This window comes from Rhodopirellula sp. MGV (assembly GCF_002251265.1).
In the GTDB taxonomy this organism is placed as follows: Bacteria; Planctomycetota; Planctomycetia; order Pirellulales; family Pirellulaceae; genus Stieleria; species Stieleria baltica_A.
This window is the reverse complement of record NZ_NPDI01000005.1, coordinates 60911-84509: the sequence shown is the minus strand read 5'-3', so window position 1 is coordinate 84509 and position 23599 is coordinate 60911. Positions and strand designations below refer to the sequence as shown.

Below are 23599 nucleotides of genomic sequence, written 5' to 3'. Positions count from 1 at the left end.
AGCACTCTACTTTCAACCGCCGCCACGTTGCAGTTCGAAGCGCTCGCCGAAGACCGGCAGGCAATTTATTTTTCGGATCGGCGACGCAGTGAATTTGCCATTCGTCCTCTTCGATAAAAGTCCGATCCCAAAACATAGATCAACACAGCTCTACACCAGCACTCCGCCTCTCCCGTAGTGGATCTTGTTAAAGATCCGGGAACAGAAACCAGGGGATTTTTAACAAAATCCACTACGTCGAAAGCACTCAAACACCCCGACTGCAACGACACCAGCACCCCGACTCCCCGTAGTGGATCTTGTCAAAGATCCGGGAACAGAACCCAGGGGATTTTTAACAAAATCCACTACGAGGGCGGAAGCTAGCCGACCAAATCGGCGGCTCTCCTATGGGTTAACGCAGTCCGATCCTCGAACAGGAATTCGCCTAGCTTTTCTAAAAGCGACGTTCGGTCGGCGTCTTGGAAATTGATATTGGCCAAGGCTTGAACATAATTTCGAAAGTTCAGCGCCGCGTGCTCTCCATTGTTGGAGTAGCTAAAGCCCAGCTGATGCCAAGAGAACTCCGGTTTGTAGCCAAACGTGCAAAGCCCAATCAGTTCGCGAGCGAAGACCCTTGGGTTACCGTAGTTGTCGTCAAAGAACATCTGGGTTTGTTGCTGCAGGAATTCCTTCCATGCTTGTTTGCACTCATTCTTGTCGAATGTTGATCGGGCGACGGAAAACTTGTTGAACTTGCCGTCGTGCTGCAACTCCCATGCACGTTGCTCGTTTTCTGTCAGGGCCAACACGAAGTGCTGGCGGCCGGTGATCGCACCGATGATCAACGTGTCGTTAAGGATCGGGCTCCAGCGTCTCTCGCTCAGAATGCTGCCGACCTTGGTGACACGATTGATTCTTCTGAGTCTCGGCGGCATACGGGTGGCCGCATCATTTCTTGACTTCGCAAGAGAGCTGCGACGAAGGAGTTCTTTTTGCACAATCTCGCGTGTTTTCTCGTCCTGAATTCCGTTGGCGGCGGTCACGCCAAAGGAACGCACCAACTGCGAATCCATCCGGATCTCTGTCCCGCCCAGCACCGTCAATTTCAGTGCGTTGGACGCCGTTGCCACATACAACTTGTAGGCCGCATTGATCAATTCCGTCAGAATGTCTTCCTGCGTCCAGTCTTCACACACTTTGGCGAACCATTGGTTGTCCCTCAGGTAATCACGCTTGAGTTCGGTGGTGAACTGGCGAGCAAATTCGATTTGAGAGATCATTGGACATCTCCTTGTGAAACGTGTTGGCGGCGGTCTGAGTGGCAGGTACTTCCGCGACGTTTGGAAAACCTAACGGCAGATCGATCCTTTTTTTGAAATCGTTATCGGTCGCCGACGGCGACGCACCAGCATCGCGATGCTGCCAGCCATCAAACCGATCGCAGATGTCGGCTCGGGAACCGCAGAGGTTCGCAGCGACAAGCTCGTTGTATCGAGTGCCCCGATCCCGAAGATCGATTGGTCCAACTCCGTGCCAGCCGCTGTCAGCCAGTTCGCATTGATGCTACCGACGCCCGGTTGGATATCGCCGAAACGAAATGTGGTCGTCCCTTCGCCAATCGAATCGAAATCAAATTCGCCAAGCAAAAGTCGAGGGCCTGCGGGCGGAACGTTGCCGAACGCGGCGGCTTCCCACGCGAACGATTGCCCTGTGAAGTCATTGGTCGATATAAAATCGAACGCGTCCGCGATCGCCGTTCTGGAAATCGCTCCGGCTGATTCTGAGGACACCACTTCGGCAACCAGTCCGAATCCCAACAGCCCTTGATCACTCAGAATGCTCTCTGGTGAGATTTCGGCGAGGTAAACTCCGACGGACGTGCGAGAGTCCTTTTGGATGTCGAATGAGTTTCCGAAGGTATTCCCGTTGTCGATTGAAAATTGCAAAATCACTTCGGCGCGGCAAGTGAATCCACCTGCGAACACGACACCGGAAAACACGAGCAAGCGGACACAATTAGAGAAAATCATCTGTTGGGCTTCCCTGAAAATTGAAACGATCGGTTGTGGGTTACCGCATGCTTTCTCGCGTGATTTGCGAACTAGAACGCGGCACTGTTAAACACTGGAACTGAAATGCCAGACGCGATTAGAGCGTCTTTCCGAAACGGCCTCGGAACTGGAAAAAATCAAGAATGTTGATCACGCTATCTCCATTCGCGTCGAAGGCGTCGTCAAAGGCAGACGGGTCATTGAAGGCCCTACGGAAAAACAAAAAGTCGATGATGTTCACGGTCCGGTCACCATTGATATCGCCGTAGAGACGAAAGAATTCTTCAAACCTTGCACCACCGGGGGTTCCGTCGTTATCGCCGTCAAAGCGGTTGCCGGAACGGTCTTTGATCGCGTCAGTGATGACCAGTTCATAGCGGCCGTCAGCAAGGGAACCGCCAACGAATTCTTCGCCCTCGAACGTTAAGGTGGCGACCGTTTTTCCGGAAACGATTGTTGTCGAAAGCGTCGGGATGATCGGGACTCGGCTGCCGAGCTTTTCGATCACAAAATCGGTGGGTTTCAGATCGATCACTTCGTTGAACGTGACTGTGATTTCACGGACCGAACTGCGTTGCGCCTGACCACCATTGATGGAAATGGATTCCACTTGCGGTCCAGAGTTGTCCGATTCAAATGCACCGATATCGACGGTATCGCCAGACACGCGTGCAAATCCCTCGCCCCGTTGATCAAAGTTCAGTGGGACGCCGTTTGAATCCACCGCCAGGTCGTTGTCGCCCGCATTGATCGCTGGACTATTCGCCATCAATGCGTGTGTCGGGGTCGGGCCATTGTTATCTGCTAGCGGCGCGAGCAACGGATCCGTCCCTCGCATGTCTCCGGTGGCTGTGGCATGTGCAGCGTCACCGCTTGGCGTGTCGTCCAGTAAGTTGTGGCCTTGCGAGACGATCGAAACGCCCGCGAGGTTATTCCCACGAGCAACAATGTTGCCGCCGCTATTTCCGGCGAAAATCGTGTTTTGATACTCCACCAACATCTCGCCCGCATTGCCGACGATTTCGATGCCTCCGATTTGGTTATTGGCGATCGTCACATTGGTTAACGAAAGACGATCCGCACCGCTGGTAAACGGGCTGAAAAGACTGATCGCACGAGTTCCATTTCCACTGATCGTCGTATTGGTAATCGTGCCTTGAGAATCTTGCAGTCGCAGTGCCCCGGCACCGCTGCCAAGATTGTTTACAATCGCACTGTCGTTGATCGTCAGCTTTCCGAATGCAATTTCCAGGGCTGAGGCATTGTTGCGGGCCGCGTTTCCGGTCATGACAACACGGTTGAAGGTCACGTCACTGCCATTGGAAAAGAACGCGCCCGCCGCCCCGGTCAAGTTGTTTCCGTCGGCCAGCGTGACGTCATTGATCGTGATGATGCGTTTTCCGCTGCCAACTTCAGCAAAGATCCGCGTTTGGCCACCGCCACTGATTGTCAGTTCTTTCGCCCCGAGTCCTTCGATCGTGACGGAGCCTCTGATTTCGAGCTGCCCGTTGGTCAACGTGATCGTCGAACCCGACAAGCTTTGGTGAAACGCAATCGTGTCGATCGCGTCTGATTCATTCGACAAACGAATGGCTTCTCGCAGCGACAGATTCCCGGTTGAAAAATCACCGTCGTCGATATCCGTGGCGGAGTCGACTCGAACGACGTTGCCAACTTCGGCTTCCAAGTTCGCAAACGCGAGATCATTGACGCTGCCCAGCGTTGCAGTCATGACCTTACGGTTTTCCAGCCGTTCGAACTGACCGACTCGACGTGAGCGTGCGTTCCGCCGCGAACGCGTCTGAAAAGCGTCTCTCATTTTTTGATACATTGTTTTGAAACTTCCCAAGCATTTTGGCTGGTGATCGTTTGGGGGCAGTTGTTCACTGAACGGTGTCGCGTCGCCCGATTCGAATTTGCTCGCCCGTTTCCTATACTGGAGCGGGTGCCAGTGGTCTTCTTGGCGGGTACTTCTGCGATTTTTCGCAAACCTAATGGCGAATCTCCTGTTTTTTGAAACTTCGTTTTCGGGCAACTTTTGTGAGCGAAGAATCCGACCTTTCCACCAGCCCAACGCTGCTCGGGCAGCTTCGATCAAAACCCGATGACGCAAGCGCGTGGCTGCGTTTCGAGGCTCGCTACGCGCCGCTGGTGTCCGCATGGTGTCGCCGCTGGGGCATGCAAATGTCCGATGCGGACGACATCGTCCAAGAGGTTTTGTTAGCGTTCTCGCGACAAGCCGCCTCGTTCGAATACGATGACCAACTTCGCTTCCGCGGCTTTCTCCGCACCATCGCTCGCCGCGCTTGGTCGGACATGTTGTCCAAACGACAACGCCAAGCGATCGCAACGGGCGACACGGTGATCCACGAATTGCTGCAACAACACAGTGATGGCGACCAGTTTGCCGAACAGCTCGAAGCCGAGTGGAAACGGGAACTGCTCGAACAAGCGATGCTGCGCGTCCGCGACCGTGTGCAGCCGAAAACTTGGCAAGCCTTCGAAGAGCTAACACGCAATGGCCGCAGCGGCGAACAGGTTGCCGAGCTTTTGGAGATGAAGGTCGGCGCGGTCTGGGTCGCGAAGAGCAAGGTTAAAAAGATGTTGCAAGAAGAGGTCGCGATGTTGGAGCAAGCCGAACTCCTGCCGCCACAGTCGCGATGAGTGACTGCCCTCCCGACCAGTCCTTGCGGATGCTGTTGAGCGGTGATGAGTCGCAAAGCGATGAGTTGCTCGATCACATTGGCGAGTGTGAGTCTTGCCAGAACCGGCTGGAACGTATGGCCGAAGCCGGCACGGCGGATGCTGACCGAGTCGAAACGCTGCTCGGCGAAGGTGACTTGGCCTGGCCCACACTCGCATCCGACGGCGCGTTCAGTTTCGATGCTGCACCTAAATCGCATTCCGGCGACGATCCGACGCTGGCCCAAACGCAAGACCATGTGCTTGGCAAACAAGCTAACGCGTCCGCGCGTGGAACTGCGGCAAAGGACAAGCCCCCAGTCAACTTTGTTGGCGAGTTCGGTGACTACGAACTGCTGAAGCAAATCGGATCGGGCGGCATGGGGTTGGTCTACAAAGCCCGTCAAAAGAGTGCCAACCGCATCGTCGCTTTAAAATTGATCCGCCCCGATCAACTGTCGATGTTGACGCCGGAGCGTGCGGAGATCTGGAAGAAGCGGTTTCGCGTCGAAGCTCAAGCGGCCGCCCGCTTGGATCACGATCACGTGGTGACGATCTATGATGTCGGTGAAGTCGACGGCACGCTGTACTACTCGATGCAATTCATCGACGGACCCAGCATGGCGAAAGTTGTGCAGGAAAGCCCGATCGAAAACCGTCGTGTCGCCGTGCTGATGTCGCAAGTCGCTTTCGCGATCGACCATGCCCACGAGAATGGAATTCTGCACCGCGACCTGAAACCACAAAACATCTTGCTTCGCGAAAGCCGTGCGGCGTCGTTTGCTTCCGCCATCACGCTCGAGTCCTCCCATCGTACCAGCGACGATCACACCAACACGAAGGACTCGCAATCTGCTGATGCCACGGGTGTAACGAAAGAGCTTCGCGGTACAGGCCGTGTGAACACGGAACGACGAAGCGTTGATCGCACTTCCGACTTTGCCGAACGCCCCTACGTCGCCGACTTCGGCTTGGCCAAAGCGACCGACGATGGAATCGCCAGCAGCACGCACACCGGCGAGGTCATGGGGTCGCCTTCGTTTATGTCGCCGGAGCAAGCCCAAGACGCATCACGCTGTACCAAGTCTAGCGATATCTACAGTTTGGGCGCGACGCTGTATTACTGCCTCACTGGCCGGCCGCCATTCAAGTCGGCCTCCGCCATTGAAACGCTGCGCCAAGTCATCGATGAAGAACCCGTCGAGCCTCGTGAGTTGAACCGGGCAATCGATGCTGACCTGCAAACGATCACACTGAAAGCGTTGTCGAAGGAGCCTTCCAAACGCTATGCGACAGCGGCCGATTTGGCGGATGACCTCGATCGATACCTTCGCGGGGAACCGATCCTCGCACGTCCCGTCAGTCGCGTGGAGCGTTCAATTCGCTGGTGTCGGCGGAACCCCGTTGTCGCGTCGATGGCAGGCGGGATCGCACTCTTGTTAGTATTGATTGCGACGATCTCTTTGGTTTCGTCGATTCGCCTCCGTCAGCTTGTCGAACGCGAACGTGAAGCACGTGAAGAAGCCGAAGAGTTTTTCGCGGTCTCGTTGAACGTGATCCACAACATGGTCACCAGCTACGCCAGCGATTCGTTGGAGCACGTGCCGCAAATGCAAACCGCGCGGCGCGAACTGCTCAACCGAGCCTTGTCGCTGTATCAACAACTCTCGCAGTCTCGCCCCAGCAATCCACAACTCTGGAATCAATACGCCCGGACTCGATACCGCATCGCATTGCTGCACAGCTTGCTTGGCGAAAGCCATGAAGCCGAAGTGGCATTTCGCGACTCAATTGAAGTGCTCGATTCACTGTTGAAGGAGTCACCGGGGGACATCGAACTCAAGGTGCAATGGGCACGTGCGCACACGATGCTGGGGGAAACGCTGCGTGTGACTGATCCTGATACGGCGCGTGTTTACTTTGGTCGTGGGCTAGCGCTGCAAACAGAGCTTCAAGAACAATTCCCCCGCAACACCGATTACAAACTCGAACGCAGCCAAACGCTTAACAACCTCGGGCTACTGCTCACTCAAACCGGTGATTTTTCGATCGCAGAAGAACGCTTTTCGAGTGCGATCGACCTGCTAAAACAATTGACCGACGAGCCGTCGCTTTCGAATAGGATGCGGGCGACGTTTTTGGCTGATCTCGCGCGAGCTCAAATCAATCGAGGCGTTCTGCTGCGAAAGGTTCCGGGCCGAACCGCGAATGCACGCCAGTCCTATGAACAAGCGATCGAGCACCTTCAACGAACGCTGGCGCTGGAACCAGACAATCGCGATCACCAGTTTCGCTTGGCAGTCGCCGAGGTCGATTTGGGGAACCTGTTGCTGACAGACGCGGCGGGCGGAAAAGAAAAGGCGTTGGACTCTGCCCAAGATGCCGTCGAACGGCTGACGACGTTGAGCGATCAGTTTCCCGGCATTCCAATCTACCTCTATGAGTCTGCCAACGCGTCCAACAGTGTCGCCGGTGCGTTGGCGATGCTCGGACGCAACCAAGGTTCGATGGCGGAATTTCAAGCAGCTTTGGAACGGCTGGATCAGATGGCGGTGAAGTTCCCCGAGTTTGCGAACACCGAAGCACGGTTTGACAGCCTAAGGGGACGACTGCTGGGCGGGATCGGATTTTTGCATTCGCGCGACGGCGACTGGGATGCCGCCAAAAAATCTGTCGATCAAGCGATCGAAAGCCAGAGTGCGGCGCTTCGCCGACAGCCCCAGAACCCTGAAATCCAAAGCTTTCTTGACCAACACCTCGCCTTTCAGCGGTCGGTCTTGGAAAGGTTGGACGATTGATCGGGTCGTGCCGATAACGACGATAAGTTTTCCTTTGGCGTCCATCGACCCTCCTTTAAAAAGCCGTCGGATATGTGCAATCGAGGCAGTAGCCGCGTTGGCCTGATTCCCATTGCGATTGTTCTATCGTTGGCGCTGTTGACGTCACCAGACGCATCTGCCCAGATCGTTGTCGGTGACAGCGGCGTCGGCTACATCGATTCGGCGGTGCCTGGCAATCAAGTTCGACTGCGATTTGATTCCGCCTCGTCCAGCCGTTTCGCCGACCGTGCCGAATTTGTCTACGCCCAGTACGGCGTCGCTGGCGCGCCAAAGCTGGAACGTGGCATCGACCATTTCCAAGAGGTTGCGGCATACTTGGAGTGGCAGCGTTTTGAGAACCTGTCGCTGTTTGCGGAAGTCCCGTATCGCTGGATCGATCCGGTGGTCAATGACAACACCAGCAACCTGTACGACATGCAGGCCGGTCTCAAGGCATCGTTGCTCGAAAGCGAAAACGCGATTCTGACCGCTCAGTTAAAAGGCTACTTCCCAACCGGCGACGCCAGCAAAAGCTTGAGCACCGATCACGTCAGTTTGGAGCCGGGGTTGCTAAGCCTGATGCGTCCGAGCGAGGACCTGACAATCGAATCAGAGCTGCGGTATTGGATTCCCATCGGCGGTTCGACGGCACCACCGACCAGCGGCACCGGTCCGAGCCGTGACTTCGCTGGCGGGGTGCTGCGTTATGGAATCGGCGCCAGCTACAAAGCACACCAAGGGCCGGCGCTGAATGTCTCCCCGGTGGCCGAGATAGTCGGTTGGCACGTCTTCAGCGGTTTGCGAAGCGACGCGAGCGGCCAAAGGAACAGTGCCACCAACGACGCCATCGTCAACTTAAAGCTCGGCCTCCGCATCGCCGCTAGTCAGTCTGCATCACCAACCAGCTTCTACGTCGGCTACGGCACCGTCTTAACCGACCAAAACTGGTACAGCAACATTCTCCGCCTCGAACTCCGCCACGCCTTCTAACCACCAAGCGCATTAGCCCCGTAGTGGATTTAGTTAAAACTCCCGGTCTCGCGGCCCACCGTAGTGGATCTTGTCAAAGATCCGAAAACAGAACCCAGAGGATTTTTAACAAAATCCACTACGTCGAAAGCACTCAAACACCCCGACTGCAACGACACCAGCTCCCCGTCTCTCCGTCGTGGATCTTGTCAAAGCTCTCCAACAAGCAACCACTCAAAGCGAGCCCCGAAGGAACTCGACGAGATCGACGGCGACCTCCAAAGAATAGCCCGGCAGTTTGCAGGAAAAGTCATCTTCTCTGTTCAACCGACCAGTCTTTCGCTGCCTGGAAGAACGTCGGCCGCAATTGACTGACGCAGGATCAAACCACTAATTCGCTTCGTTCGCCTTGCCGAAGCCAGCGAACTCGACTGCCAACTCCTGCGTCGGCGAATTCGTTGTTGTAACTTTCAGTGGACTCTTTGAAGTGCGTCCAAACGGAACGCTCATAGTGAACGGGAATGACGGTCTTCGCTTCCAGTCGCCGTGCGCAGCGAGCCGCTTCTCGACCATTGAATGTGCATCGCAACAAGAAAGAAGGCCACGGAGGCCAAAAATTCACGGCTCCGAGATGCAAAATTGCGGTCCCGATTCTAAATCGATTGGCAATTTTTCGAATCCCTCCAAACCACACTGTGTCTCCCGAAATATAGATCCCGCCATTCTCTTGGCCTTTCCATTCCAAAACAAACCCGATCACGTGCCAAGATTCAGGAAGCCACCGCGGCCCGTGCAGCGCTGGTGTTGCGGTGATTTTGATTTCAATTCCTTCCTGTGTGGTAATGGTCGTTGAATCCCAGACATTTAGCCGCTGCGCGCCGTCGCCCGCTCGCTCAGTGTCACGTGTTCCAGTAAGTACGCGCGGCGCTGTCTTTACAAATTGTTCACCCAATACATCTAAATTGTCTAGGTGATGAGCGTGCGTCAGCAAGACAAGGTCTAACGGCGGAAGTGATACCGGTGCCAGCGCCGGACCGATAAATCTGGTCGCGTACGCCGCTGGCCCCAAACGATACCTTTGCCGTCCGATGTCGAAGACGGGGTCTGTCAGAATCCTGAAGGAACCGATTTCCAGAAGGATACATGCGGTAGACAAATGAGTGACGTGAATCTGCATGCTTCGCTCTATCGCGTTGGACGCAGTTGGGTCTTCGGATCGTTCCGGTCCGTCCGCCATTTTGGATGCGGAAAATGGACAACAAAGTCTGCGTTGTAAGATGCCACTGCTTCGGTGAATTCGATACGTCCGATGTGTTTCCAGCCACGAAATTGCCAGCGTTGCTTCAGGAAACCATGTCGCACGCCATCGTCGGTGACCTCAATGTTGAAAACCAACTTTCGACCGCTTGGGTTTGAATTTCCCCGGTCGTAAAGTTGTTCCAAAATCTCGTCTCGAAAGTCGATGTCGTCGCCCCGGATGTACGGCTGATCTTGAGAGACCGTCAAACGCATGAATTTTGGGGCTCGGGTTGATTCACCCTCCGGCTTTCCAAGTTCTGCAATGGTATGCAATTGCCGAATTGCGGGCTCTCGATCGACGACTTTGAACACGATCCCGCTGAGCAGGAGGATGGGTAGCGCCAATCCTCGCCGCCAAGGAGTCACGTCTGGAGCGTTCCGCAACTCAGCTTCATTAATATAGACGGTGTTAGTCCCGCCAATATCTTCTTGAGTATAGAAATTCGCGGTACGCAGCGGCTCAGGATGATCTGGGAAAGTTGTCGGAAACAATTTCCCAACGAGTGACAAAGAACGTGTAAAGCCGCGGCGTGTTTCGGTGCAACAGGTTGAATAGCGCGCGACAATCAGTGCATTGCTCCCTTGCTCGAAGTAGCCACTGTACTCGCTCTCAGCATCGATTTCCCATCGCCCGAACAGACAAATTCCATTGGGGTGAAGCAGACGGCGAAACCCCTGCTGATTTTCGCCCCAACGCAAATCTGCATTTGAATCGACAGCACGCTTTGCTGCTTGCTTGAACAGCCAAGGCAACGCGCCTGGCAAGATCCCACGTATCACACGGCCCAACGTTACTTCGTATGTTGGCAGTGGTGGATCGCCCTTTGTGCCCCAGTCCAGATAGTAGGCATTTCGGAACATGGCGTCCTTCACTTCCGAATAGCGTGATCCATCACTATTGTCTTCAGGGCCGCTACCTTGACTTCCAAGAAACGATGAATTGATTTTCATTACAGGTACCGCCGACGAAGTTTGCGTCGATGATACCACCGAGCGAATGCCCAATGAGTGAAGATCAGAATCGCAATGAACAGCACTACGATCCCAATGATTTTCAAGAAATTCGCCCAAGTCAAATGGCGAGGACCGGGCTGCGCCGAATCAGGATGTGGCGCAAGCAAATAAGGAAACGTTGGTTCAAATGCCCCGGGGGTATTAGGGTCAGCACTTCGATCATTCGTCGAGGTTCGCGGCCATCCTCCCTTCCGATCCTGGAATGAAAGCTCATACAACAACGTATCACCATGCTGGGCCAAGATTGCGGCAACATCATCAGTTAACAACCGTCCGTTGGGAAATCCGACCGGGTACCTTGTGCTGTAACACATCACATCGGGGACGAAATCCCACTCGCGAAACGCGAAGTACGATGTGACGTTGAATTGCAACGCGATGTCGCGCATTAAGCTCGGATGTTTTCTTTCCTGGAGCAACGCCGCGACATGTTCGCTCGGCTCGAGTGTGTTTAAACAATCAAAGCGAGGATTCTGTGTTCGCAATGATCGCCCAACGTGGTCGATCCGCGTACCGCCCTTGTGGGAAGTCGCCCAAATTAGCAGATCCAGCTTTTCGCGAGGAAACAGATCCAACGGAATTCGAATTGCGATTCCAACAACATTTGTTCCAAAGAAGCCAGGGAAGATGAATGGGTCATCAAAAACGCCTGATGTCGCGACAAGCCGCTTGTCTTTTTTCTTCCATGCAGCCTTCACTGCAGCGGATCCAACGCCATCAAAATTCACACTCTTGAGCACCGCTTGATTGTCCAAGCGGAATTCAATGGTCAGGTCTTCATGGATCGTTGTTGGTTCACTGATTTTCCCACCATAGCGAGCAAACGCTTCTACAACCCCCAGGTCCGCAGCATCATCATTGTGATGGTGATGACCGTCCGGAATCATTGGACGCATAAGACGCTTTTCACGATCACTTTCAAGGTCCTTCTGAGTTGGGAACTCGACCGTGCTATCCAGATCAACCTTAATCCGATAGGTGTAGGGTTCCAGCTTCAATTTCGTTGAGTCCGTGAGCTGTCGACGAACACACAAAATGAAAACGAGTGAATCAATTTGTTTCTGTTGGTCGTCATCAAGCGGTTGCCGAACGATGTCGGCGAGCGTGTCATGAAGTGGCAAACCGGCATTTCGATCATACGGGAATGCTGGAGATTCATCCGCAAGAACCGGAAAAACAAACAGGTCAGTAATCGCGCCTTCTTGTGGTTGCCTAAGCAGCAACTCCATGGGATCCGCATGATCGGAAGCCCACGCGTGACTGCCGATCATCAACGAAACCAATGCGATTATCGAATAGACCAATCGGCTCATGATGCGTCCTCCTTGCTGAGCGGCAACTGAATTTTCCAAAACCAGTCACCTTTGAAAATGCGATTACCGCAGTGCTCACCAAGTTTGCGGTAGCTTTCCCACTGTGCTTCGTCAAACACTTGGTCGGCGGTTGATTCATGTGGAAATTCAGGGTGCTCTGCTTGATAGTTGCGTACATCCTTGGGCTCATCCCCGGTAACTGATGCTTTTAGTAGTAGCAACACGGACCGCCGTGATCCCGGCAATTGGTTGTAGTGAACCCAAAACAAAGCCGCATGCTTTGTCGAATAGCCTGTCTCCTTTTCAGGAGCGAGTTCTTCAAGTGTGCCCACGAATTCTCGGATAGGAACCGGGACATGGGTATTCAGCTCATTCGTTGTGAACGGCTCGATTCTTGCGTCAAAGTCGATTCGTGATTTTCGCACCAGTTCTGCGAAATCACTGAACTCGTAATTGGGGTCGGCGCCCCCGTCGCTGACAATGATTCTGGGTACCTGCCGACGAATCAGTTCATAGCAGGCCAGGTTTTCGAAGAAACCGCCATCGGAAAGATACCAAAATCGCTGCCACGGCCCGGGGTAGCGAGCAAGCCATTCGAAAATCAACAGACTTTGGGTCGCAAAGAAACGCGGTACGAGATAGAGGAATCGACGCATTGCCGAAAGATTGGGGAAACCACTTCGTGCCGCCTCGGCGATTCCGCTGTCCCACCAATAGCCAGTGCGCAAGTTAACAAGGCCCATCAACAAAGCCGTTCCCATGTTGGTCGTCCGCCCACGTCCGGGATCGACCGCTGCGCCAGAGATCCCAATCCATTGGCGTAGCGACAACATTTCGGCTCGATCAGCGTCGCGTCCAAGCTCGTCGACTAACGGATGCTCCGCCCCTGCCGCTAGCCCGTTGGCGGACAATCCCGATGGTACTTTACTCGATTCGCTTCTGCATGCCGCAGAAGTATCGCTCCACTTGCTATGCCATTTCTCGCCAATGGTGACACCCAAAGGACTGATGGCCATGTTCATTCCCTGCCGATCTCGCTTCCGCAACCTCGAACCATCATCAAGCGTTTGATTGATCGTGACGTTGATCAAATGCAACGGCCCGGTCGCTTCGTATGGCTTGTAGTTGCGGATCGATGCCACATCATCGCCAGGTACAACTTCTGTCACATTCAAACCCTCGGGACGATGACGAGCTGGATTGGAGGCACCCAGATAGGCCCTCGCAAGCCGAGCCGAATACGTTTGTGCGAGAGACGATCGGTTCACAAAGGTCAATGCATCTGGCAACGCAAATGCGACGGTAACGATGCATGCAAACACCGTCACAGCCAACCCGATTCCGATCGCATTTCCGCCACGGTAGACCGCGTGTGCGGCAAAACAGTACAGCACCAGCGGCAGAGTGAAGAGCACAATCCCTAATACACCAGCGACCATATCGCGGTAAAACAGATGAGAGATCGTCGATTTCCCTGTCGCATTGTCACGAAACAATCCGGCTAGCCAGCGTGCCACGGGCGTCAGTGCGGCAATTGTCCCGCCAAGCGCCGCAAACGCTTTTGCATAGGTGACATTTCCGGAGATCTTCCATTCCTGAAGTGCGTGGCCAAGCGAATCAATCAATGTGAAAGCCAGAGCAACTCCCGTAACTGCGAATGCCAACCCCAAGTCGTACGTCAAATAGTTACGAGTCCTCAATCGTTGTGCTTCAACGCCACCGGTCCCAACAGCAGCTTCACGTTTGCGTCCACGCGCCCATGCTAGTTCAACTTGTATCAATGAGCTGAGAAGTGCCAATCCAAGGATGACGAGGTCCAGCTTCAGTCCGTTCGCGACACCAAGATAAAGGAAAATACCAGATACAAAAAACACAAGCACAAGTGAAACGGACTTGAATGATTCGTGTCTGTCCTGTGAGACGATCCAATAGCCAATGATCCGTGGCAAGGCAAGAAACAGTAGCAATGATTCCACCAGGATAAACCACGGACTAAACCACGGACCTAGCCAAGCTGTGATCAAGTGTCCGATTGGCATTTCGGTACGGCTGATCAAGATTCCCGTTCCCGCCCAAACTTGATCGAAAAAGACGTAGCGAATCGCATTTGCGATCGCGAATACGGAGAAAAATGCGAAGCCGATGACCAAGTGGACACTGAGCAAATTTCGAACAAAGATTGCGAAGTTCAGGCGACCATCTCCTCGGCCGCTCGGTGCAATATAGTTCCCGTGGCTACGCAGCCATTGCAGCGTTGGCGAGTCGGGCGATACGAGCGTTTGCTCAACCTGGTCAGCGATCGATGATCGTGTTTGGTCGCTTGCCCCATCGCTACGAAAACGGTCATAGAAACGTCCTAGGAACGCACCGATATAGCCACCACCGGAAACCGTTGACATGAAATCGACTCTACGAAGCAAATGCTGCCTCGCGAGGCTTTGCAAAACGCCCAGTGAGAGCGTCGCACTTCGAATACCGCCACCAGAAAGTGCCAATCCAGTGACACCAGAGTTCCAGTCACCTGAATCGGCGAGTGGTTTTGGAAATGCAGTTCGGTTGGGTGGTTGTGAGAAAGAGGAACTGCTGTCGGTACCCGTCGGATGCTGCGGTTCTCCCGTTTCTTGAGAGGCGTGATCTATGGAATGCTCACTTGGGTCATCAAGTTCGATGAAAAACTCTCCACGTCGTCGCTGAGCGATCGCAGCCGCCTCGTCACGCCGGACCGACAAAGGATAGACTGGCGTGTCTGGCCCCAAGTGCCGCTTGGCATCATCCAGAATGACGTCGGCCGCTTTTTCGCTGGCCATATAAAGATTGCTGACGATGAAGTATCCGGGGATCTTCGGAAAAATTGAAGCATCTACGACACGAAGTCCGTCGACACCCCGCACTTGGAATCGACTGTTCAATACCGCGTTCGGATCATGGTCTGGGCCCATCTTGCAAGTCCCACATGCATGATGCCCCCACGCATCGCGGCGAATCCAATTCATCGCGGCAGACTCACTCAGAAACTCATTTCCCGGATGCTCTTCCGCGACAACAACTGACTTGGCCGCGTCGGCAATCTTGCGAACGAACTTCACCCCGTGCAGCAAAGCGGCGACATCAGACTCACCAGCACTACGTTGATGGATATCGCCGGTACCGAAGTAATTGAAGTTGATCAGCGGCGTATCGCGAGGGTCGAGCGACCGAAGCTTGACCCATCCTGATTGGCTATGCGCCGTGTGCGACTTGAGGATTACCCAAGTGAAAAGGTTGTGTCGGTCAATTTTCGAATAGCCCGTTTGATATCCTCGAAACTGTGATGGAATCCCAAAGATGAACAAGTCTGGCTGCGGAAGTTCCGGTCGCGACCGTTTGAAGATGCCCAACACAGCGCCATTGCTCGTATACAGTCCAGTCCCCTCTTCACGCCAGCGACGTAGATGGGGATCAGGCTGATCTGGATTTGGAGGAATATCGAACGTCGCTCCTTCAAGCAGCGAGAAATCCTTTTTCATCTGACTGACGACCGAAACTTCGTATCGGTCTTGGAGATTTCGTCCGACTCCTGGCAAATTTACTCGGCAGGGAATTGCTTGTCCGCTGACGTCTCGTAGCTGTTCCGAGTCGCCAATCCCAGAAAGCATCAACAGCTGTGGAGTATTAAAGGCACCGCCACAGAGTATGACTTCGCCATTACTGACAACGCGAACCTGTTCGACTTGGCCGTCTTGTTGCTCGGGTTTTACATGTGCGCGGTAAAGCCGTTCACCCCGCTGTAGTTCGACACCAACCACACGCGGTCGTTCCGCCTCGTCGAACAACACCTTCGTGACCAAGCAGTCGGTCCAAATTGTTAAACGATTCGGAAACTGTGCGAGGGTTTCCAATAGCAATTCACGAGGACTGCTACGGTGCCCCAACCTAGCATAGGGCGTTGCCCGATTTTGATGGATCGTCGTTTTCCCGCCGTAAACGGCCAACGGAATCATCACAACCCCTTCGGGGCTGTCTGCTTGTGTGTCGGAGTGATTCGGATCGAGCGAACGTACGATGTTCCCTTTCAAAAACGTTCGAACGAGCGACCAAGCGTTCTCCAGACCTTCTTTCTTTGCGACCCACAGGGCAGCCTTGAGCATTTTGATGAGTTGCTTGTCCTCCAACCCAATCGCCAAATCGGTAAAGCTTGTATGCAACCATCCGTCGAACCCGTGTTTCCCTCCGCTCGTATCCGGACGGCGCCCAATCAAGAATCGGATGCAGTTTTTGACATAAAGCCACCGCGCTCGCCACGGACGCTCACGTCGACGATCCGGTGGGGTCAAATAATCATTGTGCTCCATTCGTTGGAAGTAAGCTCGCATCCGCTTACCGCTCCAAGACGGATCACCGAGGTAGCTGGCGATATCGTCCCAATCAGAATCTGGACCGGCGATCGTGATCATCGCATTGTGGATCGTACAACCACCGACCCCCGAGGCTCTTGGGTAGAAGATCCCTGCGTGCGACTCGTTTTCACCAGCTTCGAAGTCCGGAACATGTCGTTTCGGATCTTCGGGGAGATCATTCGGCAATCTGCCGTTGGTCCTGTTGTAGTGCTCAACAAAAAATCGCCACGATAGGTCCGGGTGTTCTGAAGATGCACCATGTAACAACGGGACACGCGAGACTTCATTGCCTGGATCGAGCGGGCCACGCTGTGTGTGATTTGAACCGGCTTCGATCACCAACACCCGTTTCCCCGCCTGCACGAGCCGAGCAGCTAGCGGAGCACCTCCTGCACCGGCACCGACGATGATGTAATCGAACTCTTGATTCGTCGTCGTAGATTGATAGTCGCTCGCCATTACCCGATACCCACGTAGTAGCCGCTAGAGTGTCTTTAACAGTTCGATCAACGCGTTCTTGTCGTCATCCGTCATGTTGCGGAACCAAGGGAAATAATGCCCGCGATCCATTACGAAATCTGGACATTTGTTGATACTCATCAACGTTGGCGCAATCTTGCTTTTCATCACTTCTGTCGCGGCTTCGGTATCAAGATGTCTCGATTCGATTTCCGCGAGTCCTGCGGTGAGCATTCGCGCTGCCGCGATTTGATCGGCACGTGGGGCATCGGGATTAAAGTTGGACAACAAGTTCACTGGAGTACCCGCGGGGATCGGCCCCAATCGCACATCACCGAGACTTCCTGCATTGAAATAGATCCCTGCTCCAATAAGCAGCGCCGCGATGAGTTGCAAATAACTGATTCGTCGCATCCACCATCGAGACAGTGGTAGCCAAATTAAAACTGCAACGAAGACAAGCGTCGCAGGGACTAGCCACCATGGATAGAACTGGGCCAACCAGTTTGATAGCCAATTCTGCGGATATGCCTTTGCGAACCAGAATCCGATCACAAACAAGATTGCCACCGCAGCAATACCTATCGCCACCTTCTTTTGTGACTTGTGGTTCCTGACCAAGAGCAGTACCAGCGATCCGAGAAAGAGAATGAGGCTCGGCAGCCAAAGAGGGCGGACGGAATGAATCCAACCGAGAAACGGCTTTTTATAAAGCCGATCAATCCAAGGCAGTCGACGGGCAAAATACGGGACTCGTTTTGCGTCGATTGCAAGATAGGTTTCTTGTGTGGTGCGCCAGATCAATCCATGGTCACGACGCAGTCGCTCTTCAGTCGCACCGTTGTAACTGCTGCTCTTCAGGCGTCGTTCGGGCCAAAGGAGTTTTCGAATGCCATCATCGAAAGCTTCGAGTCTCCCGTTGACAGATGGATCGTTGTTGAACAATCCGAGGCTGTTGTTGTGCAAGAATGGCGCCGTCGCCCAAATGGACATCAAACTTGGAACACGATAAAAACCGGTTCCACCACCACCGCTCGGTGTTCCCTTCGACGTCTTGTGCCGGGGCATAAACGTCTGGTACTCGCCTGATTCCCCAGCATATGGATTGAAAAAAGAGATCGCACCAGGTGACGGTAGCATGCGATAACTCTCGGAGGCAAAATCCTCCCACATTCGACTCGTCAGACCATTTGTTCCCATGGCCCTCGACGAGTTCGTACCAACCAAGCTGATGGGAATGCGATAGTCTGTCGAGAGATAATTCTCTGACCAAAACGCCGAGACGTCGACCACCGCACTCGCCCATCTCGCATACTGCTCGTTCTCAAACCACTGCGCGGGGTCATGCTCCCAGAATTCGCCGGAAGTCTCTGCGGACAGGCGAACTCGTTCGCGTTCACGAATCAATTCATCGAAATCGCCTTCTGGAGCATCCTCACCGAGCAGAAATTTCATGCTCTCCGGTTGAATACTCGAATGACAGACGATGCAGTTTTTGGCAAAAACTTGGCGCCCTCGCTCCAGTTGACTCAAGTCGACATGCAGGGCTCGCTCCTTCTCATATTGCTTGCCAACGGGGAGATGATTCGAACTGGCATCGCGTTTCGCTTTCTCGTGGTCAACCGCGATCATTCGATTGCTTGCGTTCGGTGTCGAAAGCAGCGGCATCGTCGGGGTAATCTTCAAGAAGTAGTCGCGCAAGCCTGGAACGCGCTGCTTTGTCGCATTCCAGTACACGGAGTTCGTGTCGCAGTCATTTAGCTTGAAGGGCTTTTGTGATTCGAAACCGATGACAACTTGGTGAAGTTGATTCCATTGCTCCCAGTAGGTGCCGATATTGAGATAGACGCGGGCGAGTGCGCCGAAAGTTCCAATCGAATCCGAACCATCGAGCAGGATACGCGGCACATGGCGTGGATTTTCGTTGGACTGCTTCACTCGATCGTAAAGTCCAGCCTGCTTTAGATCGTCGACGATCTCTTCCGGAATTGCGTCCGCCGCACCTCCCGTTGACACTTGATCCGGTGCCCCCCACAGCGATGGAAGCTGTGCGCTCGCCTTCGAAATTTTCTCTTTCGGGTTGAACAGCGACAGATATGCACGCTGCTTCAACCCAAAGACCGCATTCATGGTGTTTGGATTATTGATACTGTCCGATGCGATCAGAGAAGTATCAATCGTGCCCCGAGGTTGACTTTCAAGGAGATGGTAAACGAATTGGTCGGGAGTTAACTGCGCACCCACTGTTGCCCGCATACTCAGGTACTGTGCACCGATATTCCCTGAAAGGTTCTTCCATTGTGGATAATTTTCGTCGGACGGAGGTCGTAGGGGATGAAACGAAGTGTGGCAAAACGCGCAGCTCATACCGACGCGAAACGGACGTACCAATTTTGGATCGGAGTAGTAAGACTTGTCGTTGTAGAACCGTTCCGAATCCCAATTTGCTTTCGCTTGGGAATCAAAGAATGGATTCGGAAACAAACGCAACCCGATCACTCCGCTAGAAATGCCGTACATATCTGGCGGCGGGATTTTGCTGTTTAGAAACGCGGCTTCGCTTTCGTCGAGTTCCTCACAATACTCCGACGGATACTCATAACCGCGTCGCCCTTCGTATTCTTGCGGATCCCCTTTGTATAAAAGCTCGCCACTGTAATCACCGTTCGCGACCCGCCGACTGAGTCCGATTTGTGATTTGTGCCGTCCCTCTGAAATCTGTTGAAACGTTTTGCTGAGGTACTTGGATCGCCATTGACGAATACGTGGATCCTGGGGGGTGTCTAGCCAAATCCCAAATTCACTTGGCTCACCACGACGATCCATCTCAGGTTCGTTGATCAAGCCCGTCTCACGAAAACGCAAGTTGCGTTGTCGAGTGTCGATCAATTTAACAAGGTCGATAAAGCCGAGACTGTCAGTTGCCAACCAATCCCAGAATCCTTCGTTTCCGGCACACCAGGCCATCCAGGTGTTCCGCCCCACCATTTCGCTTTCGTTCAATTCGACATCGACAACCTTGGAGTCTCGCTGGGGTAGGGCACCTTCTTCTCCGTATGTTAAGAGAGCGTCGTGAACCGTTCCTTCGCCGACTTGCTTGCTGATCGCATCCATCCCACGAAAGTAGTCATAGACGGCAAGCCGACGTTTGCTAGGCACGCTCTCCCCGGAAGCCCCCGATGATTCACTCGAATCGTTTCCGTAACCGTCTGAATCCGCAGTTACATCCGCTTGCTCATCGTCGATTGATCGATAGCTGAAATAGGACGCCGCTGTTTTAACTGATACACCTTCCTTTAACGCCCGCTTCATGGCTTCGTCGGTTTCGGGCTCTACCGAACCGGAATCAGTGCATCCCGCCGAGAACAAGAACATCACGAACACGATCGGCAGACATTCAATAGTAAGCGAACAGCGTTTGCAGGCGCTGCCAAGCCGTTTGTATGAATCGTGCATTGCATGTCTCGATGATTGATCAGTCATGTAAGCATCCGCAATGGTCACTTGCTAAACTCCACAGCGTTCTCTCACGCAGCCAGAGTTTTCGACGTGGTTTTCGACGTGTTGAGTCAAGTTGGACTGATACGCGGCTTGATTGCGAACAAAGATTGCCGATTGCATCACACCACGTGATCGCGGGCGCCATTCGCTCAGTACCTGCCAAAAGCCTGGTCGTTCATTGCGTTCGGCAAACATTGCGATCGGCAAAAACTTCGGTGCGACACCGCTTACCCGGCGCAAGGCCAAGAAGGGACGCAGTGCTAGATTTTTGTAGACTACCTGCCGACGTTCTACGGACGACAAGGGGAATGAAACCGGTAGACGATTTGCCCCGTATTGAACCTCAGGACTTCAATCAAAAATCGTTGGCAATAACTGAGCGTCCCGAAGACGAACCCCGCTCGTGATTCGCTGACTGTCGAGATCGATAAAGACGGCTGAAGCCGAAATGACAAACAAACGCATTGCTTGGCGATATGGTTCCTGATGCTTTCCGTAGCAATCCCCCTTTCGGTTGCTACTCCGCGGACAGTGAGCATCGCCGTGATTTTTCGAGGCGATTTGGGCTGTATGACGGCAGTTTCCGACCGGCACGAACCGTTTTGGCCGCTCGACGGTGGCTCGGTAGCAAAGTTTTTGATTTTTGCGTGACAGTAAATGAAACCTGCGCGCCTTAAGATGGGGAGGCTGTTCTGCCTTTTGATGAATCTGCGACGCTGGCCGGCACCATGAATGATGAAGCACTCGAGGCGATCGAACGTTTTCAAATCTCGCAGGAGACTCTGCGCGCTTTTGCGAAAGGTCAACTTGACGAAAAACAAGAACTACGCGTCCTTGATGCACTGGAGAAATCACCCGATTTGGCTGCCCAGGTCGCCGCGATTTCCGTTGACTCGGTCATCGCAAAAATGCGTGACCATGGCCAATTGGTGTCCGACAAATCATTGTCGAGCCAACTTGCTGGCGAACCGCTTGGAGAAACCGAGTTGATCGCGGTGCCAGCCCAACTCGACTCGAAAGTCCGCAACGAACTCGAAAGCCTATCGGATTTCACCGACTTGAAGGAAATCGGCCGCGGAGGAATGGGGGTTCTCTATCTCGCACGGCACACGCTGACCGGTCGAAAAGAGGTCTTGAAGGTTCTTAATGAACGACTGATCGTCAATCAGGAGGCCCGAAAACGGTTTGAGCAAGAGATCAAATGCATCGCCGCAACGAACCATGAATCGATCGTACGCTGCTATTCGGTCATGCAACTTCGTAGCACGATCGTTTTATGTATGGAATATGTCCCCGGCAAAAACCTGCATCAAGTCATCGCAAACAGTGGACCACTGCCAGTTCATATCGCCTGTGCGATCGCGATCAAGATCTGCCTCGGACTACAACATGCGATGGACCATGGCCTGGTCCACCGCGATATCAAACCTTCGAACATCATGCTCAGCAAGGCAGATGGAAAGATCAAAGCCAAGATCCTCGACTTTGGGCTCGCCCGCCTGACCAATTGCGGCGGGACCCAAACAGGCGAAATCGGCAAAGCGTTAACAGACGATGGGATTTTATTAGGGACCTTGGAATACATTGCACCGGAGCAATGTCGCGACGCCGCGTCCGCAGATATCCGGTCGGATCTCTATTCGCTCGGATGCACGCTCTATCACATGATCGTTGGACATCCGCCTTTTACAGGCTCCACGGGCGAATTGGTGTTCGCGCACTCGCAAACCATCCCGCCCGCAATCGATCGCATTCGCCCAGAAGTCCCCAAGTCATTGGCAGATCTTGTCGCAAGATTGCTTCACAAAGATCCCAGTAGCCGCTTTAGAACACCAATCGAAGTCGCCGAGGCACTCACACCGCATGCCCGACGCGAGACTTCGGCAGATGATTCATCAGCGTCAAGAATTGGGCGAGAGGATTCCATCGACACTCAAGTCGAACCGCGAGACCAAACGAACAACTCGGTCCTCTCATCCGCTGACAACATCCGTCGCTTTGACAATCGGAGTGATTCAAAAAAGCGAACTCGTGTCATCGCACTCGTCGCTTGCTTGGCAGTCCTGGTGTCGCTCTTGGGACTGAGCCGTAGTCTCTCAACGGACCAGAAGGGGACCGTTGTGATCTCCAACTTGCCTGCCGAAGCAGTCGTTTTCGTGGATGGTGATCCGGCGGTCGTCAAGCGATCGGGAATCCAAGGAACCGTGCAAGTCGACCAGGGCGAACGCGAACTCACGGTGGCACAGTCAGGGCAAACGCTGCTAGAGACAAGCATTCGCATTCCTGACGGAGGCGAAGTAACGCTGTTGGTCACAATCGACGAAACTCGCAGTCTTGCTCCCAGTGGTGTTTCGCCTGAAGTCGTCTCGTCCGCGACTGGCGATCTTGCCAAGCTTCCAGAACTGGCTGTGATTCAGCCCACACGATCACGCGAATACATACTCGGTGGGGGCACTGGGATCAACGAACAACGCGTCATTTCAAACCTAGAAACCGACGGCCTTGACTACCACATTGACGCCAACAACGACACCTTCGTTTTACGCGGCAACGCCAGTCCCAACATCATGTTGCAGACCAAACGCAGGGACTTTCGCAACTTTCACCTGCGAATCGAAATGATGATCGATTCGGCGGATGAGGCGTCCAAGTGGAACCAGCATTTCGTGCTGCGTGCGAATCAAATTGGTACTGACAAGATCGGCTGGAGAGCGATGCTTGGTGGCCATCGACCACACGCGGGAGTCTTGCATCAGGTTGTGCCGTTCGGCCTGATGGGAATCTTGGTGCGTCCCTTTCCCGGATACCCGGATGGGAAAATCGGGGTTCCGTACTTCGACCAAAATCGACTGGTGTACCACCAGCACGCTCCGGGACAGAGTATGACACGGGACGAATTCCACATGATCGAATACATCGTCTACGGCCCCGCGATTGAACTGTTTCTCGACGGCCGATTCATCTGCTCTGCAACCGATCCGCTTGACCGCGTCGATCACGGTGGGATCTTGCTTGCCAAGCCTCCTGCAGCAGAAGACGTCTTCCGAGAGATCTCGATTTTGGAGCTCGGCAATGACGAAGAAGCAGAGCGATATGCCAAGGCTATGGCACTCGCAATGGCAAAGGACTAGGAC

General features: G+C 53.8%; 12 protein-coding genes. 4 read left to right on the top strand and 8 right to left on the bottom strand.

The window, feature by feature from the left end; translation table 11 throughout:
- Positions 1–362 precede the first annotated feature (362 nt).
- The 3 genes from CGZ80_RS02745 to CGZ80_RS02735 form a co-directional block, all read right to left on the bottom strand.
- Entirely contained in the window at positions 363–1262 is a 900-nt protein-coding gene (locus CGZ80_RS02745) for a hypothetical protein (RefSeq protein WP_094411233.1), read from the bottom strand.
- Positions 1263–1331: 69 nt separating this feature from the next.
- On the bottom strand, positions 1332–2012 hold the full coding sequence (locus CGZ80_RS02740; RefSeq protein ID WP_094411232.1) for a PEP-CTERM sorting domain-containing protein: 681 nt from the start codon (positions 2010–2012) through the stop codon (positions 1332–1334).
- Positions 2013–2130: 118 nt separating this feature from the next.
- Entirely contained in the window at positions 2131–3852 is a 1722-nt protein-coding gene (locus tag CGZ80_RS02735) for a choice-of-anchor Q domain-containing protein (RefSeq protein ID WP_143543711.1), read from the bottom strand.
- Between the two features lie 221 nt (positions 3853–4073).
- Here CGZ80_RS02735 and CGZ80_RS02730 point away from each other — a divergent pair, with 221 nt between their 5' ends.
- The 3 genes from CGZ80_RS02730 to CGZ80_RS02720 all read left to right on the top strand — a co-directional run bounded on the left by CGZ80_RS02730 (position 4074) and on the right by CGZ80_RS02720 (position 8524).
- A complete protein-coding gene (locus CGZ80_RS02730) occupies positions 4074–4697 on the top strand; it encodes an RNA polymerase sigma factor (protein WP_158222521.1) in 624 nt (207 codons plus the stop codon).
- Positions 4694–7513 (top strand): protein kinase domain-containing protein, encoded by a 2820-nt coding sequence (locus tag CGZ80_RS02725; RefSeq protein WP_094411229.1) that lies wholly within the window; start codon positions 4694–4696, stop codon positions 7511–7513. Before CGZ80_RS02730 ends, CGZ80_RS02725 begins: the two co-directional genes overlap by 4 nt.
- Positions 7514–7642: 129 nt before the next feature.
- Positions 7643–8524, top strand: a complete 882-nt coding sequence (locus CGZ80_RS02720) for a hypothetical protein (protein ID WP_143543710.1) — start codon at positions 7643–7645, stop codon at positions 8522–8524.
- A gap of 361 nt (positions 8525–8885) precedes the next feature.
- Here the strand turns inward: CGZ80_RS02720 and CGZ80_RS29200 are convergent, their stop codons facing one another.
- The 5 genes from CGZ80_RS29200 to CGZ80_RS02695 are packed head-to-tail and all read right to left on the bottom strand — an operon-like array spanning position 8886 to position 20420.
- Positions 8886–9680 (bottom strand): MBL fold metallo-hydrolase, encoded by a 795-nt coding sequence (locus CGZ80_RS29200; RefSeq protein WP_158222520.1) that lies wholly within the window; start codon positions 9678–9680, stop codon positions 8886–8888.
- 8 nt (positions 9681–9688) lie between these two features.
- A complete protein-coding gene (locus CGZ80_RS02710) occupies positions 9689–10753 on the bottom strand; it encodes a hypothetical protein (RefSeq protein WP_094411226.1) in 1065 nt (354 codons plus the stop codon).
- Complete coding sequence (locus CGZ80_RS02705) at positions 10753–12129, bottom strand: hypothetical protein (RefSeq protein ID WP_094411225.1); 1377 nt, start codon at positions 12127–12129, stop codon at positions 10753–10755. Before CGZ80_RS02705 ends, CGZ80_RS02710 begins: the two co-directional genes overlap by 1 nt.
- A complete protein-coding gene (locus tag CGZ80_RS27815) occupies positions 12126–16964 on the bottom strand; it encodes a GMC oxidoreductase (protein ID WP_158222519.1) in 4839 nt (1612 codons plus the stop codon). The genes CGZ80_RS02705 and CGZ80_RS27815 overlap by 4 nt, the downstream gene beginning before the upstream one ends.
- A gap of 24 nt (positions 16965–16988) precedes the next feature.
- A complete protein-coding gene (locus CGZ80_RS02695; RefSeq protein ID WP_094411224.1) occupies positions 16989–20420 on the bottom strand; it encodes a hypothetical protein in 3432 nt (1143 codons plus the stop codon).
- Positions 20421–21193: 773 nt separating this feature from the next.
- Between CGZ80_RS02695 and CGZ80_RS02685 the strand changes: the two genes are divergently transcribed.
- Positions 21194–23596: a serine/threonine protein kinase gene (locus CGZ80_RS02685; RefSeq protein WP_094411222.1), complete on the top strand. Its 2403-nt coding sequence runs from the start codon at positions 21194–21196 to the stop codon at positions 23594–23596.
- Positions 23597–23599: the final 3 nt, after the last annotated feature.